Consider the following 15,185-nt stretch of genomic DNA (forward strand, 5'->3'; position numbering starts at 1 on the left):
CCCGGCGGGGCGCGGCGTCACCGCTGAGGCCGCCGGGTCAGACCTCCAGGTCGGCCTCGATCCGCTTCAGCTGGTGGCGGGCCATCGCCAGGTTGGCGCGGCCCGAGTCCAGCACCAGATACAGGAACAGGCCGTTGCTGCCGCGGGCCTTGAGCAGCCGGATCAGGTGGTACTGGGTGCCGAGCGTGATCAGGATGTCCTCGATCTCGTCCTGGAGGCCGAGGTGCTCCATGGTGCGAAGCTTGGCGCGTACGACATCAGTGTTGCCCGCGGCCGCGACCTCCAGGTTGAAGTCCTTGCCGCCGCCGAGGGTGCCCAGCGCCATTCCGCTGGTGTAGTCGACGAGGGCGACACCGAGGGTGCCCTCGATGGACGTCATCGCTTCCTTCAGTGACGCTTCGGTGTTCGCCATGAGTGCTCGCTTCCTTTCCTGGCCGGCCGGGACGACCGGATCCGTGGGTTGCTTCCGGGTATGCGGTGTTACGTGCGGTGCGGCAGCGGGCCGGGCTGTGCGGGGCGTTGCTCGGGGGCGCGGGCCGGGGGCGCCGGCTGTGCGGCGCGTTCCAGTGCGGTGTCGACCAGTTCGCCGATACGGGCGCCTGCCCGGCGGCCCTCCAGATGGAGCCTGCCGACGTTGATCCGGTCCTCGGCCAGCAGTGTGAGGACGGCCGAGGAGCCTGCGGCGTACGTCGCGATGTAGCCGGTCTCGCCCCGTACGAGAAGTTCACGGAAGCCGCCCCGGCCGGTCGCCTCCGCCATCCGAATCGCGACGCCGAGCGCGGCCGCGGTCAGTGCGGCGACGCCCTCCGCCTCCACGCCCGGGGTGTCATGGGCCAGGACGAGACCGTCGGTGCTGGCCGCCAGGGCACCGGAGAGGAGCGGGACCCGGGCCCGTAACCGCTGGAGCTCGGCCAGGACATCCTGCACTTCGGCCTCGGGCACCATCAGCTGTCTCCTCCCGGCACGCTGTCTGAGCGCGCGTATCACAAGGCCTCCAATGCGTCTCGGAGCCGGCGCAGCAGCGCGACGTCGGGGTCGGCCAGGACCTCGGGAAGCGCGATCAGGCCCGGGGCGGTCGCGGCAGGCAACTCCCGTACCGCTTCGACCAGTCCGGCCGCGGCCAGGCGCCGCAGATCTACCAGGACGTGGAACGCCGGCCTGCCCAGCTCCTGGGCGATGTCCGATGCGGTACGCACCCCGTCCACGAGATCGAGCACGCGGCGTCGGCCCGGCGGAACGGGTGCGTCGACGGGACGGTGCGTCCGTAGGAGCGGTGCGCTGTCGGTCACCGCGTCGGGCCAGATCCGCTCCAGCAGATCCCGGCGCCGGAGCGTCTCGCGCTGCACGGCATCGACGGGGACGGGGCGGACGGGGCCGATCCAGTGGGAGACCCCGTAGCGGAAGCGGGCCGGGGTCCGGGTGGGGGCCAGTGCGAAGAACGCCGCGTCGTACAGCGCGCCCAGGTGGCACAGCTCCAGTGCCCCGCCCGGCACCCGCCCGCTGTCCACCAGATAGCGGCCGACCCGCTGCCCGGCGCCCGCCCTGGAGACCGCCTCCCACCAGCCGTCGCGGTGCAGGGCTCCGCCCGTGGTGAGCAGGACGTCTATGCCGGGTGTCGCCGGGCTCTCGGCGTGCACCACTTGTCCCTCGGCGAGATAGAGGGTGCCGCGGTCGCGCATCAGGGCGCCTGTGGCGCGCTCGGCTGCGAGGCGCTGCAGCATGGGCGAGAGGGCCGTGACCGGGGTCGGGGCGGTTCTCATGCCAGGACCAGCCGCTCGGCCGTCTCGCCCAGCCGTATCCGGGCGAGGGCCAGATTGCCCTCCGCGCGGTCGAGCCACAGATGGACGAAGACGCTGCTGTCGAAGGCCGTCTCGACGAAACGGAGGATGTGGTACCCGGAGCGGGTGGTGACGATGACGTCCTCCACCGGGAGCGGCGCTCCCGTAACAGCCTTGTCCGGTAAGGAGGTTGAAGGTCCGGTGGCCTCCAGCGCGAAGACCGGCTGCTCGGCCGCCATCCTCGCGACCTCGGCCGTCTCCGCGGCGGTGGCCTCGTGATCACCGTTGGGTGATTCGCCGATGGTGCCTAGGGCGAGGCCGCTCGTCCAGTCGACCACCGCGGCGCCGCGCGCGCCGGGCAGCCTCATGACTTCGAGCAGGCACTCGTCGATTCCGGGCACGCGCACTCCCCTCCCGACGTGGGTACGGCTGTAACCCTGAGGCTACGCAACGTGCTCGCCCCGGGTGGGGGTTCTGGCATTTTCCACAGGTACATGCGCAAGAGATCTTCGAACGGCGCCCCGGTGGTGTGCCGGGGTGCCCTGTGCGCGGGGCGGGCGGGTGCTGTTCGCCCCGGCATCGGCACGGGGCTGTTGACTAAAGGTATTCAGGCCATCAGGATATGAATAGAAGATTTAGACCGACCGGCACATGGGGGTGGGAGAAGGAGCGGGGCTGGGTGCGTGCAGCTGCAAGGCGGAGGATTGAGCCAGATGGGGTCTCCCCTGCTCGAGCGCAGTCGAGAGCTTGGGGAAGGAGCCATGGTGATTGACGACAACGCGGCAGATGTGCGTGACCGGCCTCGCGACGCCGCCTCCCATGTGCCGGTCGGTCTTACCAGTCGCGAGGAGGCATCGCCATGTCAGGACCCCGCCCCGTACGGGCACCGCGCGGTACGGAACTGAGCGCCCTGGGATGGCAGCAGGAGGCCGCCCTGCGCATGCTGCAGAACAACCTTGACCCCGAGGTCGCCGAGCACCCCGACAAGCTCGTCGTCTACGGCGGCACAGGCAAGGCGGCCCGCGACTGGCGCTCGTTCGACGCGATGGTGCGCACGCTGCGGACGCTCAAGCAGGACGAGACGATGCTCGTCCAGTCCGGGCGCCCGGTCGGCGTCATGCAGACGCACGAGTGGGCGCCGCGGGTCCTGATCGCCAACTCCAACCTGGTGGGCGACTGGGCGAACTGGGAGGAGTTCCGCCGCCTGGAGGCGCTCGGGCTCACCATGTACGGCCAGATGACCGCCGGATCGTGGATCTACATCGGTACGCAGGGCATCCTGCAGGGAACGTACGAGACGTTCGCCGCCGTCGCGGCGAAGAAGTTCAACGGGACGCTGGCCGGCACGATCACACTGACCGCCGGGCTCGGCGGTATGGGCGGCGCCCAGCCGCTCGCCGTGACCATGAACGACGGCGTCGCGATCTGTATCGACTGCGACCCGCGCGCCATCGAGCGCCGGATCGAGCACCGCTACCTGGATGTGCGCGCCGACTCCCTGGAGCACGCGCTCCAGCTGGCCACCGAGGCCCGGGACGCCCGCAAGCCGCTCTCCATCGGTCTGCTGGGCAACGCGGCGGAGCTGCTGCCGCGGATGCTCGCCGAGGGCGCACCGATCGATATCGTCACCGACCAGACCAGCGCGCACGACCCGCTCTCGTACCTCCCGCTCGGCGTCGACTTCGACGACATGGCCTCGTACGCCGCCGAGAAGCCCGCCGACTTCACCCAGCGCGCGCGGGAGTCGATGGCCAGGCACGTCGAGGCGATGGTCGGTTTCATGGACGCCGGGGCCGAGGTCTTCGACTACGGCAACTCGATCCGCGGCGAGGCCCAACTCGCCGGGTATGCGCGGGCCTTCGACTTCCCGGGCTTCGTTCCCGCCTACATCCGGCCGCTCTTCTGCGAAGGCAGGGGCCCGTTCCGCTGGGCGGCGCTGTCCGGTGAGGCGTCCGACATCCACAAGACCGACAAGGCGATGCTCGAACTCTTCCCGGAGAACGAGTCCCTGCACCGCTGGATCAAGATGGCCGGTGAGCGCGTCCACTTCCAGGGGCTGCCCGCCCGGATCTGCTGGCTCGGCTACGGCGAGCGGGACCGCGCCGGTGAGCGGTTCAACGACATGGTGGCGAGCGGTGAGCTGGCCGCTCCGCTGGCGATCGGGCGCGACCACCTGGACTGCGGCTCCGTGGCCTCCCCGTACCGGGAGACCGAGGCCATGCTCGACGGGTCCGACGCGATCGCCGACTGGCCGCTGCTGAATGCCATGGTCAACGTGGCGTCGGGGGCCTCCTGGGTCTCCATCCACCACGGCGGCGGCGTCGGCATGGGGCGCTCCATCCACGCCGGGCAGGTGACCGTCGCCGACGGTACGAAGCTGGCGGGCGAGAAGATCCGCCGGGTGCTCACCAACGACCCGGGCATGGGCGTCATCCGGCACGTCGACGCCGGGTACGACATCGCGGAGTCCGTCGCCGCGGACAAGGGCGTGCGCGTACCGATGACGGAGGGGCAGTGACCCGGGAAAGGGGTGCGGCCGGGGACGGCGCATCCTCGTTCCAGGCCATGTGGCGGGAGTTCCTGCCGGTCGGCCGGCATCAGGACAGCGGGGGCTACCGCCGCTACGCCTGGACCGGGGCCGATGCCGACTGCCGTGCCTGGTTCCGGGCGCAGGCCGAAGCACGCGGGCTCACCTACGAGGTCGACCGGAACGGCAATCAGTGGGCCTGGCTCGGCGACCCCCTCGCCAGGGACGCCGTAGTCACCGGATCGCATCTCGACTCCGTACCGGACGGCGGCGCCTTCGACGGGCCGCTCGGTGTGATCTCCTCCTTCGCCGCGCTCGACGAACTCCGCAGCAGGGGAGCGGAGTTCACCCGGCCGCTGGCCATCAGCAACTTCGGCGACGAGGAGGGGGCCCGCTTCGGACTCGCCTGTGTGGGCTCCCGGCTCGCCGCCGGACAGCTGACCGTCGAGGCGGCACACCAGCTCCGCGACGGTGACGGCATCACCCTGCCGCAGGCCATGGAGGCGGCCGGATACGACCCCGACGCCATCGGCCCCGACCCCGAACGCCTCGCCCGTATCGGTGCGTTCGTCGAGCTCCATGTCGAGCAGGGGCGCGCCCTCGACCTCACCGGCGACCCGGTCGGCATCGCCTCCGCGATCTGGCCGCACGGGCGCTGGAGGTTCGACTTCCGGGGCGAGGCCAACCATGCGGGCACCACCCGGCTGGTCGACCGGCGCGACCCGATGCTCACGTACGCCGAGACCGTGCTGGCCGCCCGCCGCGAGGCGGAGCTCGCCGGAGCCGTCGCCACCTTCGGCAAGATCAGTGTCGAGCCGAACGGTGTCAACGCCATCCCCTCCCTCGTCCGCGGCTGGCTCGACTCCCGCGCGGCCGACCAGGACCGCCTCGACGCCGTGGTCGGCGGCATCGAGCGGGCCGCCCGGGAACACGCCGAGCGGGCCGGGATCGACCTCGATGTCGTACGGGAGTCCTTCACGCCCGTAGTGGAGTTCGAGCACGCCCTGCGCGACGAGCTCGGCAAGATCCTGAGGGGCCGGGGCGACACCGACCGCGCCGTACCCGTCCTCGGCACCGGCGCCGGACACGACGCGGGTATTTTGTCCGCTTCGGTCCCTACCGCCATGCTGTTCGTACGGAACCCCACCGGGATCTCGCACTCGCCGGCCGAGTACGCCGCCGAGGACGACTGCGTGGCCGGGGTGATCGCTCTCGCCGATGTACTGGAAGGTCTCGCGTGCAGCTGACAACGGAGCCGACGGGCGGGCCCGTCACCGTGACGTACTGGTTGTCCCACGCCTGGCTCGGCTCCCATGTCGAGCCGGGCGTCGCTCTGGACGTGTCCGGCGGGATCGTCGCGGGCGTCCGCACCGGCGTCGCCACCCCGCCGCCGGGCGCCACCGTGCTGCGCGGGCTCACCCTTCCCGGGCTCGCCAACACCCACTCGCACGCCTTCCACCGCGCCCTGCGCTCCACCGTCCAGGTCGGCTCCGGCACCTTCTGGACGTGGCGCGAGACGATGTACCAGATCGCCTCCCGGCTCACCCCCGATTCGTACTACGACCTCGCCCGTGCCGTGTATGCCGAAATGGCCCTGGCCGGCATCACCGCGGTCGGCGAATTCCACTATCTGCACCACGCGCCGGGCGGCACCCCATACAGCAACCCGAACGCGATGGGCGAGGCGCTGATCGCGGCGGCGGGCGCGGCCGGTATCCGGATCACGCTGCTCGACACCGCCTACCTCTCCGCCGGATTCGGCCGCCGCCCCAGTCAGTACCAGGAGCCCGATCAGCACCAGCTGCGCTTCTGTGACACCACCGCGGACGCCTGGGCCGAACGCGCCTCCCTCCTCAAGGGCAGTGACCACGCCCTGATCGGTGCGGCCATCCACTCCGTACGCGCCGTCCCGGCCACGCAGCTCGCCACCGTGGCCGCCTGGGCCGAGGAGCGGCAGGCCCCGCTCCACGTCCACCTCTCCGAACAGACCGCGGAGAACGACGCCTGTCTCGCTGCCCACGGATGCACGCCCACCCGGCTCCTCGCCGACCACGGGGTCCTCGGCCCGCGCACCACCGGCATCCACAACACCCATCTCACCGGCGAGGACATCGCGCTCCTCGGCTCCTCGGAGACCGGCACCTGCATGTGCCCCACCACGGAACGCGACCTCGCCGACGGAATCGGTCCCGCCATCGCCCTCCAGCGCGCAGGCTCGCCGCTCTCCCTCGGCAGTGACAGCCATGCCGTGATCGACCTCTTCGAAGAGGCCCGGGCGATGGAGCTCAACGAACGTCTGCGCACCCGGGCACGCGGTCACTGGTCGGCGGCCGCGCTGCTGCGCGCCGCGACGGTCGACGGACATGCCGCGCTCGGCCGGCCCCGGGCGGGCACCCTCGAGCCCGGTGCACCCGCCGATCTGGCGACCGTTGCCCTGGACTCCGTCAGAACAGCGGGGCCGGTGCCCCGGCTTGCTGCCGAAGCCGCCGTATTCGCCGCCTCCGCAGCTGATGTGCGGCACACGGTCGTGGCCGGCCGGCACATCGTCCGCGACGGGCGGCACACGCTGGTCGAGGACGTCCCCGCAGCGCTCGCCTCGGCCATCGGCGCACTGCATCGCTGAGCACACCGACCCGGAGACCGTCGATCCGCAGACCGCCGTGCGGGGCGCCCCGACCGGCGCCTCGCAGGCCCACCGACAGGCCGCCCCGCAAGCCGATACACAAGGAGAGCAGTCTCCCGATGACGACGACCGCCATCACCAACATCGCCAGTCTGGTCACCAACGACCCCTCCCTCTGCCTGGATTCCCCCCTGGGTCTGATCCATGACGCGGCCGTCGTCATCGAGGGCGACCGGGTCGTCTGGACCGGTGAGTCAAGCAAAGCACCCGCCACTGACAACGCCGTCGACGCGGGCGGCCGGGCGGCGATTCCCGGCTTCGTCGACTCCCACTCCCACCTCCTGTTCGCGGGCGACCGCACCGAGGAGTTCAACGCCCGGATGTCCGGCCGCCCCTACAGCGCGGGCGGCATCAGGACCACGGTCGCCGCCACCCGCGCCGCCACCGACGAGGAACTCTCCGCCAACGTCGTCCGCTACCTCGGCGAGGCGCTGCGCCAGGGCACCACCACATTCGAGACCAAGTCCGGCTACGGTCTCACCGTCGAGGACGAGGCCCGCGCCCTGCGCATCGCGGCTCAGCACACCGATGAGGTCACCTACCTCGGCGCCCACATCGTCTCCCCGGACTACGCCGACGACCCGGCCGGCTACGTCGACCTGGTCACCGGAGCGATGCTCGACGCCTGTGCCCCGTACGCCCGTTGGGTCGACGTCTTCTGCGAGAAGGGCGCCTTCGACGGCGACCAGGCCCGCGCCATCCTCACCGCCGGCCGGGCCAAGGGCCTGCATCCCCGCGTCCACGCCAATCAGCTCAGCCACGGGCCCGGCGTCCAGCTCGCCGTCGAACTCGACGCCGCGTCCGCCGACCACTGCACCCACCTCACCGATGCGGACGTCGATGCCCTGGCCCAGGGCAACACCGTCGCCACCCTGCTCCCCGGTGCCGAGTTCTCCACCCGGGCCACCTGGCCGGACGCCCGCCGCATCCTCGACGCGGGCGCCACCGTCGCACTCTCCACCGACTGCAACCCGGGCTCGTCGTTCACGTCCTCCATGCCCTTCTGCGTCGCCCTGGCCGTACGCGACATGGGCATGACCCCGGACGAAGCCCTCTGGTGCGCCACCGCGGGCGGCGCGGCGGCCCTGCGCCGTACGGACATCGGCCGCATCGCCCCCGGCGCCCGCGCCGACCTGGTCCTCCTCGACGCACCCAGCCATGTCCACCTCGCCTACCGGCCGGGCGTCCCGCTGGTCCACGCGGTCTGGCAGCGCGGCGAGCGCGTCGTCCGAGCGCCGGCCGACGCAGCCCGGCGTCTGTGACAAGGCGCCCATGACGCGCCGTCAAACATGCGGAAGGACCCGCCCTTTGCCGGGCAGGTTCTTCCGCAAGGGGCTCGCGGCGCGTCATGCGGGTGCTACCGCGGGCACGCGATATGCCCGTTCACTCCTCCAGGGTCAGGCCCTTGCGGAGCTTGACGAGCGTGCGGGAGAGCAGCCGCGACACATGCATCTGGGAGATGCCCAGCTCCTCGCCGATCTCCGACTGCGTCATATTGGCGACGAACCGGAGCGAGAGGATGGTGCGGTCGCGACCCGGCAGCGAGGCGATCAGCGGCTTCAGCGACTCGACGTACTCGATGCCTTCGAGTCCGTGGTCCTCGTAGCCGATACGGTCCGCCAGCGAGCTTTCGTGCTCGTCCTCCTCGGGCTTGGCGTCCAGCGAGCTCGCGGTGTACGCGTTGCTCGCGGCCATGCCCTCGACGACCTCGTCGTCGGTGATGCCGAGGCGGTCGGCGAGCTCGCCCACGGTGGGTGAACGATCCAGCTTCTGGGCGAGCTCGTCGCCCGCCTTGGCCAGGTCGAGCCGCAGCTCCTGCAGTCGGCGCGGTACGCGCACGGACCAACTGGTGTCGCGGAAGAAGCGCTTGATCTCGCCGATGATGGTCGGCATCGCGAACGTCGGGAACTCCACGCCACGGCTGAGCTCGAAGCGGTCGATCGCCTTGATCAGGCCGATGGTGCCGACCTGGATGATGTCTTCCATCGGTTCGCTGCGGGAGCGGAACCGGGAGGCGGCGAACTTGACCAGGGCCAGGTTCAGTTCGACGAGCGTATTGCGGACGTACGAGTACTCGTGGGTGCCCTCTTCGAGGGATTCGAGCCGCCCGAAAAGTGTCTTCGACAGGGCCCTGGCGTCCAGCGCCCCCACTTCGTCGTAGGGCGGGATCTCGGGAAGACCTTCGAGACCGTCGGTGAAGCCGTGGTTGTCGACGCTGTCCACGGAGGTGCTGCTGTTGCGCGTGCCGTCTTTGGCGCTCGCGGCGGGGGAGTCTGAGTGGGTCAGTCCCTGAGGACATGCTGACATCGCGTCGTGGGTACGCGGTCCGTCGAGCCGGGGTGACATGATCGCCTCCATCGTTCTCGGCATATGGCTGCCGATGCCCATACGTTTTTCCTGCGGTGAAGCGGCGCCTCCAAAGCCGGCCGTGTTGTGGGTGTCCCCCTACCCTTACCCGGTTTGGATGGGCAGTTACAAGCTCCAATTGAGGCCATATGTCCGGTTTGTTGAGGTCTTCGAGTACCACGTGGCGTACGGAACGCGTACTGTTTCAGGAACGTCAGTGACGGCTACAACGAATCTGCGCACGCTGAGACGCAGGCAGTGACGACGGCGAAGAGGGACGGGCATGGACCGCGGGACGGTCGGCAGTGCGAATCGGGGTCGGCTTCAGGTCGAGGCCCGTACCGAGGGGCGCAGCGAGGTCGTGACGCCGGTGGGTGAGCTGGATCACCACACGGCGGATCTGCTGCGGGAACCCCTGGAGAGCGCGGTCGAGCAAGGGCGAGTACGCCTGGTGGTCGACTGCTCGCGACTCGAATTCTGTGATTCCACCGGGCTCAATGTGCTGCTCGGTGCCCGCCTCAAGGCGGAGGCGGCCGGGGGAGGGGTCTATTTGGCCGGAATGCTGCCGGTGGTGGCGCGGGTCTTCGAGATCACCGGGGCCGAGGCGGTCTTCACCGTCCATGACTCCCTCGAAGCGGCCCTGGACACGTGATCGTGGCGCGTTTCGCGCCCCTGGGTACCTCAGGTGTTGCCCGTGTCACGCGATCCGCGTAGACGAAGCGGGTGTTGTCACGATTCGGCCGGGCAGGAGAGACCCGGTGGAGTCGTGCGCGGCCCGCGCACTCTGTATCTGTACTTGTAACTGTTCAATGGCGACATGGTGAATCGGTGAGGTGAAGCGCTGATGAGCACCACCCGGCAGCATCCGCCGGGCGACCTCGGCCGCGAGCCGGAGGGCGCCGGCGTGGGCGCGGACGCGGGCGCCGGTGCGGCCTCCCCCGAGCCGGTCGAGCGGCAGTGGCGCACGTTGTCGCTGCGGGGAGTCGGCGGCATCGTGCCGACGGCCCGCGACTTCGCCCGCCGGGCGCTTCACGACTGGGGCTGGCTCCCCGCGACGAGCGCCGACGGCCGGGCCGCCGCCGAGGACGTGCTGCTGGTCGTCTCCGAGCTGGTCACCAACGCCTGTCTGCACGCGGACGGTCCCGAGGAACTGCGTATCGTGTGCACGGCGAAGGTGCTGAGGGTGGAGGTCGTCGACGGCGGTGCGGGACAGCCCGCGCCGCGCACCCCGCACCGGGCCGGCCGGCCCGGCGGGCACGGCATGTTCATCGTGCAGCGGCTCTGCCTGGACTGGGGCGTCCTGCGGGTGGCGGGCCGAGCAGGCAAAACCGTCTGGGCGGAGCTGGCCGCCCCCGCGTAGTGCCCGGTTCGGGACATGGGGGCGCACGGCCCCGCATTTGCACCTTTGAAGAGCGCGCCGGATCGGCGCGCTCTTTGTCTTCCCTCCACAAGGCGCCGGGCGTACCTTGAGCGCCGATCTGATGTGTCGTCAGTAACGTGCTTCGGTGAGAGGCGGCGCGCGGCGACTTCCGGCATGAGGGGAACTCGAAGTGTCCTACCAGAAGCGAACAGCTCTCGCGCTGGCGTCCGCGCTGGCGGGCACGGTGGTGCTGATGGCCGCGCCCGCCGCCCACGCCACGGTCGTGGACGTCGACTACCAGTGCAAGACCCCGATCGGGGACAAGAGTGCCGTGTCTCCCATCGACATCAAGAGCGTCAGGAGCGGTGGCGGCTACAAGCTCACGATGTCCTTCCAGAAGGGCGTATCGTCCAGCCCCGTCGAACTGGGCAAGGGCGCGATGAGCCCCAGTGCGGTCATCAAGGTGGGGGGCGCGGACTCGGGCCAGGTCCAGGTCTCCGGCGCGCCGAACTCCGTGGCCATTCCCGCCAACACCCCCATCAAGATCAATGAGCTGTCGGGTACGTACACCCCGAAGAAGAGCGGCAAGGTGAACTTCACCGCCGGTGTGCTGACCATCAAGGCGCTGGGTACGACCACGACCTGCACCCCCTCCAACAGTCCGGGGCCGTCGCTCCAGCTCGACGTGACGGCCGCGGGCAACGCGCAGAGCACCCCGGACAACGGCGGGCAGCTGCCGAAGACCGGTCCGCTCGACTCGGCCGTGGCGCTGGGCACGCTCGGCGGCACGGTGCTGCTGACCGGTGCGGCCGGAGTGCTCTGGCTGACCAGGCGCGGGCAGGGGGCCGTGGGCCGATAGGGCGTTTCCTCCGGATCGGGCCGGATCCGGAAGAAAGGCCCCCGCCCCACGATCCCGCCGCCGCCGTCACGCACCAGGGAGCCGCCCATGCCGTCGCCGACCGGTCACGCCGCCCGACTCGCCCTCGCCGTACTGCTGTTCACCTTCGCCATGACCCCGGTGGCCGGTGCCGCGGCTCGGACTCCGCCGCCCGCGAGCCCCGCGTCGTGGACGGCGCAGCCCGCGACGAGCGGTTCCGGCACGGACGGCGGCAGACCGTACTTCTACCTGGAGGGCCCGCCCGGCACCGTCCTGCAGGACCGGCTCTCCGTCACCAACTCCGGTACGGCCCCGGTCACCGTGCGACTGCGCGGCGCCGACGCGTACAACGCCGAGGACGGCGGCTTCGCGGTACGCGGCGCCGTGGGCTCAACCGGGACCGGCGCATGGCTGCGGACCGCCGCCGCCGAGGTGACCGTGCCGGCCCGCACCCGCGCCGATGTGCCGTTCTCCGTCACGGTGCCGACGAGCGCGACGCCCGGCGACCACCCCGGCGCGATCGTCGTGCGGAGCGGAGACCGCTCGGTGGGCGTACGGGTCCGACTGCGGGTCGGCGGGCCGACGCTGGCCGCACTCACCGTCGAGGACGTCACCGTGTCCGGGCGGACCATCCACTACACGCTGGTCAACCGCGGCAACACGGCGCTGGCCCCGCGGATCTCCGTCGGCGCCGACGGAGTGTTCGGGACGCTGCTGCGGCGCGAGGCACGCACGCTGCCGGTGGGACTGCTGCCCGGACAGCGCGTCAGGCTCAGCGAACCGTGGCGGGACACCCCGGCCCTCGATTCGGTGACCGTACGGCTGCGCGTCACGGCGGCGGGCGGCGCGCACAGCGAGGCGACGGCCCGTGCGGTCTTCGTCCCGTGGGTGCCGGTGGCCGGTGGCGCGCTGCTGCTCCTGGCCGCCGTCGCCGCGGGTGCGTACGTGTACCGGCTGCGGCGCTCATGCGGACGGCCACCGGACGACGACGGGCCCGGACAGCCATCGGGAGATCAACGGCACGCCGAGAGAAGGCACTTGGTGAAGGCGGGAGCGGAATCGTGACTGGACAGGCCGGACCGGCATCACTCCGGAGCGGCGGCCGCCGGTGGGCGGCCGCGCTGCTCGGCGCACTGCTGCCCACCCTGCTGATGCTCTCCGCGACCGGCGCCGACGCGGCGGGTACGAGGGCCGCGGACGCGAAGCCCGTGGTCACCCTCTCCAAGCAGCAGGCGGGCAAGGGCGGTGGCATCACCGTCAAGGGCAGCGGCTGGCGTCCGAACACGCTGCTGATGATGCTGATCTGCGGACAGTCCACGCCGGACCGCGGTGTGATCGGCGGCACCAACTCCTGTGCCAACGCCGAGGGCCGTGCCGTCACCACCGGCACCAAGGGTGATTTCAGCAAGAAAATGCCGGTCGCCGAGCCGCCCGCACCCTGCCCCTGCGTGGTGCATGTCGCCTCCGTCACCGGGGAACAGGCCACCGCCGACGCCATGTTCGTCGTTGCCGGCCACCCGGTCGCCGCACTGCCGAAGGAGAGCGAGGGTGGCAGGCTCGCGGTGCTGGCCACCACCCGGCTGGAGGGCGACAGCGGGATCCTCACCTGGTTCGGCGCCCCGCCCTCCCGGCAGCTGGTCTTCACCGTGGGCAACCTCGGCTCCGCTCCCGTCAAGGACCCGGTCTTCCGGATCGGCACCGCGCACGGCGTCCTCGCCCCGCAGTGGGAGGAGCGGCAGTGGCGCGGCACCATCGAGTCCGGCCGCAAGGCGCAGATCAAGCTGCCGGTCGAACTGACGGCGGGCGCCCACGGCGACTACCAGGTCTCGCTGAAGTACGGCAGCAAGGTGCTGGCCGAGCAGCCGTGGGGGGTCGGCCGCCCCTGGGGCGTCACCGTCTTCTGGATCCTGCTGTGTGTCGTCGTACCGGCCGCCGTGTTCCGGATCGGCATGGCGATCGTCGACAAGGTACGTCCCCGCACCTCACGCACCCCGGTCCGCGCCGGGCGCCACCGCCCCCCACGACTGGCCGATGCGACCGCCGGGCTCCCGAAGCCGCGCCGCTCACCGGGGCCCGCTGAGAGCCCCGCGGCCGAGCCCAGCACCACGGCCGTGCTGCCGTGGTTCACACCGGATTCCGCACCGTCAGAGAACAGACCGACGACGAAGGGACATTCGTGAGTACGCAACGCAGGACGGTCGCGGCGGGAGTCGCGATGATGCTCGGCGGCGCGGGCATGCTGCTGGCCGCGAGCCCGGCCCAGGCCGCCGACGTCTCGTACAGGACGGAGTGCGTTCCCCCGCCCATCTCCGGACTGCCGCCCGTGCAGGGCACCACCAAGGTGCAGCTGACCGTGCCGGCCGAGGCAAAGGTCGGGGACACCGTCGAGGTGGTGTGGAAAACGGTCCAGGCCGCTTCCAACAACCCCGACGTCCTCGACCTGGACAAGGACACGGTCAAGCCGACCGGCACCGTCAAGGTGGGCGGCGCCACCACGGGCACCCTGCAGATGGAAGGGCCGCGGCAGAACCCGCCGATCCCCAAGAACAGCGCCATGGTGCTGCCCGACATGAAGGGCACGCTGAAGCTGGAGAAGGCAGGTGAGATCACGCTGACGCCGGACGCGTACAACATCAACGTCTCCAAGCCGATCTCCACGGACACCAAGTGCATCCCGAAGGAGACGGTGCAGCCGGGCGCGACCATCAAGGTCACGGACGGCGGCGGAGCCACGACGGGAGGCGGTACGACCACCGGCTCCACCGCCGGTTCCACCACAGCGGGCGGTACGACCGCGGGCACAACCACCGGCGGCACGGCGACCGCGGGCGGCACCACTGCGGGCGGTACCACCTCGGGCTCCGGCGGCGGCACCGGCCAGACCGACTTCCCCGGCAAGGAGGTCTCGGTCAACTTCGCCTGTACGTCCCCGGGACCGGCCGGCATCGCCTCCAAGGTGACGATCAACGCCAAGAAGAGCGGAGGAAGCTACGCGCTCACGGTGAAGACGGCCAAGGGCGTGATGGACAGCCCGGCCGCGCTGCCCGCCGGTGCGCTCAAGCCGTCCATGGACATCGTCATCGGCGGCGCCGACAAGGGCTCGGTGAAGGTCACCGGACCCGCCAACGCCGAGCCGCTGGAGCAGGGCAAGCCGGTCGATCTGTCCGACATGACCGGCACCTACAAGCCCGGCGCGTCCGGGAAGTCCACGCTCAGCCCCGGCACCCTGACGATCGATGTCACCCTGGGCTCCTCGAAGATCAACATCCCCTGCAAGGTCAAGGGTTCGGTGACCCCGTCGCTGGAACTCGACACCACGGCCCAGCAGGGCGGCGCCTCCGGCGGCACCACCACGGGCTCCACAGGCTCCACAGGTTCCACAGCAGGTGGCACGGACTCCGGCGGCGGACTGGCCGCCACCGGGGCGGAGGACAACGGCACCCTGCGCGCACTCGGCCTGGTCGCGGGGACGGCGATCCTGCTGGGCGGCGCCGTGTTCACCTTCACCCCGTGGCGCAGGCTGCGCGGCACCAGGTGAGCTGAGCTCCGTACGGATGCACGCGAAGGGCCGCTGCACCGACGCGTCGGGGGAGGGGGCCAGCGGTGCGCCGGGG

15 protein-coding genes are annotated in these 15,185 nt (G+C 71.0%); 10 read left to right on the plus strand and 5 right to left on the minus strand.

Going from position 1 to position 15,185, the window contains the following annotated elements:
- Positions 1–37: 37 nt before the first annotated feature.
- The 4 genes from ABTZ94_RS29575 to ABTZ94_RS29590 all read right to left on the minus strand — a co-directional run bounded on the left by ABTZ94_RS29575 (position 38) and on the right by ABTZ94_RS29590 (position 2,179).
- A complete protein-coding gene (locus ABTZ94_RS29575) occupies positions 38–412 on the minus strand; it encodes a hypothetical protein (protein WP_351205199.1) in 375 nt (124 codons plus the stop codon).
- Between the two features lie 68 nt (positions 413–480).
- Positions 481–945: a roadblock/LC7 domain-containing protein gene (locus ABTZ94_RS29580; protein ID WP_351205201.1), complete on the minus strand. Its 465-nt coding sequence runs from the start codon at positions 943–945 to the stop codon at positions 481–483.
- Positions 946–983: 38 nt separating this feature from the next.
- Positions 984–1,760, minus strand: coding sequence for a transcriptional regulator (locus ABTZ94_RS29585; RefSeq protein ID WP_351205203.1), 777 nt, complete (start codon positions 1,758–1,760; stop codon positions 984–986).
- Positions 1,757–2,179 carry a hypothetical protein gene (locus ABTZ94_RS29590; RefSeq protein ID WP_351205205.1) on the minus strand — a complete coding sequence of 141 codons (423 nt, stop codon included), beginning with the start codon at positions 2,177–2,179 and terminating at the stop codon, positions 1,757–1,759. The genes ABTZ94_RS29585 and ABTZ94_RS29590 overlap by 4 nt, the downstream gene beginning before the upstream one ends.
- A 458-nt stretch (positions 2,180–2,637) precedes the next feature.
- Between ABTZ94_RS29590 and hutU the strand changes: the two genes are divergently transcribed.
- The 4 genes from hutU (at position 2,638) to hutI (ending at position 8,250) form a co-directional block, all read left to right on the plus strand.
- Entirely contained in the window at positions 2,638–4,296 is a 1,659-nt protein-coding gene (gene hutU / locus ABTZ94_RS29595) for a urocanate hydratase (protein ID WP_351205207.1), read from the plus strand.
- Between the two features lie 47 nt (positions 4,297–4,343).
- Positions 4,344–5,552 carry an allantoate amidohydrolase gene (locus ABTZ94_RS29600; protein ID WP_351205221.1) on the plus strand — a complete coding sequence of 403 codons (1,209 nt, stop codon included), beginning with the start codon at positions 4,344–4,346 and terminating at the stop codon, positions 5,550–5,552.
- Positions 5,543–6,928, plus strand: a complete 1,386-nt coding sequence (locus tag ABTZ94_RS29605) for a formimidoylglutamate deiminase (RefSeq protein ID WP_351205209.1) — start codon at positions 5,543–5,545, stop codon at positions 6,926–6,928. The genes ABTZ94_RS29600 and ABTZ94_RS29605 overlap by 10 nt, the downstream gene beginning before the upstream one ends.
- 119 nt (positions 6,929–7,047) lie before the next feature.
- Positions 7,048–8,250, plus strand: a complete 1,203-nt coding sequence (gene hutI, locus ABTZ94_RS29610) for an imidazolonepropionase (protein ID WP_351205211.1) — start codon at positions 7,048–7,050, stop codon at positions 8,248–8,250.
- A 121-nt stretch (positions 8,251–8,371) separates the two neighbouring features.
- On the opposite strand, the gene ABTZ94_RS29615 is transcribed toward hutI, so the two are convergent.
- Positions 8,372–9,334: an RNA polymerase sigma factor SigF gene (locus tag ABTZ94_RS29615; RefSeq protein WP_351205213.1), complete on the minus strand. Its 963-nt coding sequence runs from the start codon at positions 9,332–9,334 to the stop codon at positions 8,372–8,374.
- Between the two features lie 283 nt (positions 9,335–9,617).
- On the opposite strand from ABTZ94_RS29615, the gene ABTZ94_RS29620 reads away from it, so the two are divergent.
- The 6 genes from ABTZ94_RS29620 (at position 9,618) to ABTZ94_RS29645 (ending at position 15,109) form a co-directional block, all read left to right on the plus strand.
- Positions 9,618–9,986: an STAS domain-containing protein gene (locus ABTZ94_RS29620; protein WP_351205215.1), complete on the plus strand. Its 369-nt coding sequence runs from the start codon at positions 9,618–9,620 to the stop codon at positions 9,984–9,986.
- 192 nt (positions 9,987–10,178) lie between these two features.
- Positions 10,179–10,694 carry an ATP-binding protein gene (locus ABTZ94_RS29625; RefSeq protein WP_351205217.1) on the plus strand — a complete coding sequence of 172 codons (516 nt, stop codon included), beginning with the start codon at positions 10,179–10,181 and terminating at the stop codon, positions 10,692–10,694.
- Positions 10,695–10,884: 190 nt separating this feature from the next.
- A complete protein-coding gene (locus ABTZ94_RS29630) occupies positions 10,885–11,553 on the plus strand; it encodes a peptidase (protein WP_351205219.1) in 669 nt (222 codons plus the stop codon).
- A gap of 87 nt (positions 11,554–11,640) precedes the next feature.
- Positions 11,641–12,636: a COG1470 family protein gene (locus ABTZ94_RS29635; RefSeq protein ID WP_502967331.1), complete on the plus strand. Its 996-nt coding sequence runs from the start codon at positions 11,641–11,643 to the stop codon at positions 12,634–12,636.
- Positions 12,633–13,751: a hypothetical protein gene (locus ABTZ94_RS29640; RefSeq protein WP_502967332.1), complete on the plus strand. Its 1,119-nt coding sequence runs from the start codon at positions 12,633–12,635 to the stop codon at positions 13,749–13,751. The genes ABTZ94_RS29635 and ABTZ94_RS29640 overlap by 4 nt, the downstream gene beginning before the upstream one ends.
- A 38-nt stretch (positions 13,752–13,789) precedes the next feature.
- The gene (locus ABTZ94_RS29645) at positions 13,790–15,109 is read left to right on the plus strand and encodes a hypothetical protein (protein ID WP_351205227.1); all 1,320 of its coding nucleotides are present in this window, start codon (positions 13,790–13,792) and stop codon (positions 15,107–15,109) included.
- The last annotated feature ends 76 nt before the right edge of the window (positions 15,110–15,185 follow it).

Origin of the sequence: Streptomyces sp. NPDC002785, from assembly GCF_040295565.1 — a bacterium.
In the GTDB taxonomy this organism is placed as follows: domain Bacteria; phylum Actinomycetota; class Actinomycetes; order Streptomycetales; family Streptomycetaceae; genus Streptomyces.

Coding starts and splice junctions, on each gene's coding strand:
- ABTZ94_RS29615 (WP_351205213.1), bottom strand. CDS start 9,334: ATGTCACCCCGGCTCGACGGACCGCGTACCCACGACGCGATGTCAGCA.
- ABTZ94_RS29600 (WP_351205221.1), top strand. CDS start 4,344: ATGTGGCGGGAGTTCCTGCCGGTCGGCCGGCATCAGGACAGCGGGGGC.
- hutU (WP_351205207.1), top strand. CDS start 2,638: ATGTCAGGACCCCGCCCCGTACGGGCACCGCGCGGTACGGAACTGAGC.
- ABTZ94_RS29645 (WP_351205227.1), top strand. CDS start 13,790: ATGCTCGGCGGCGCGGGCATGCTGCTGGCCGCGAGCCCGGCCCAGGCC.
- ABTZ94_RS29580 (WP_351205201.1), bottom strand. CDS start 945: ATGGTGCCCGAGGCCGAAGTGCAGGATGTCCTGGCCGAGCTCCAGCGG.
- hutI (WP_351205211.1), top strand. CDS start 7,048: ATGACGACGACCGCCATCACCAACATCGCCAGTCTGGTCACCAACGAC.
- ABTZ94_RS29625 (WP_351205217.1), top strand. CDS start 10,179: ATGAGCACCACCCGGCAGCATCCGCCGGGCGACCTCGGCCGCGAGCCG.
- ABTZ94_RS29585 (WP_351205203.1), bottom strand. CDS start 1,760: ATGAGAACCGCCCCGACCCCGGTCACGGCCCTCTCGCCCATGCTGCAG.
- ABTZ94_RS29620 (WP_351205215.1), top strand. CDS start 9,618: ATGGACCGCGGGACGGTCGGCAGTGCGAATCGGGGTCGGCTTCAGGTC.
- ABTZ94_RS29575 (WP_351205199.1), bottom strand. CDS start 412: ATGGCGAACACCGAAGCGTCACTGAAGGAAGCGATGACGTCCATCGAG.
- ABTZ94_RS29635 (WP_502967331.1), top strand. CDS start 11,641: ATGCCGTCGCCGACCGGTCACGCCGCCCGACTCGCCCTCGCCGTACTG.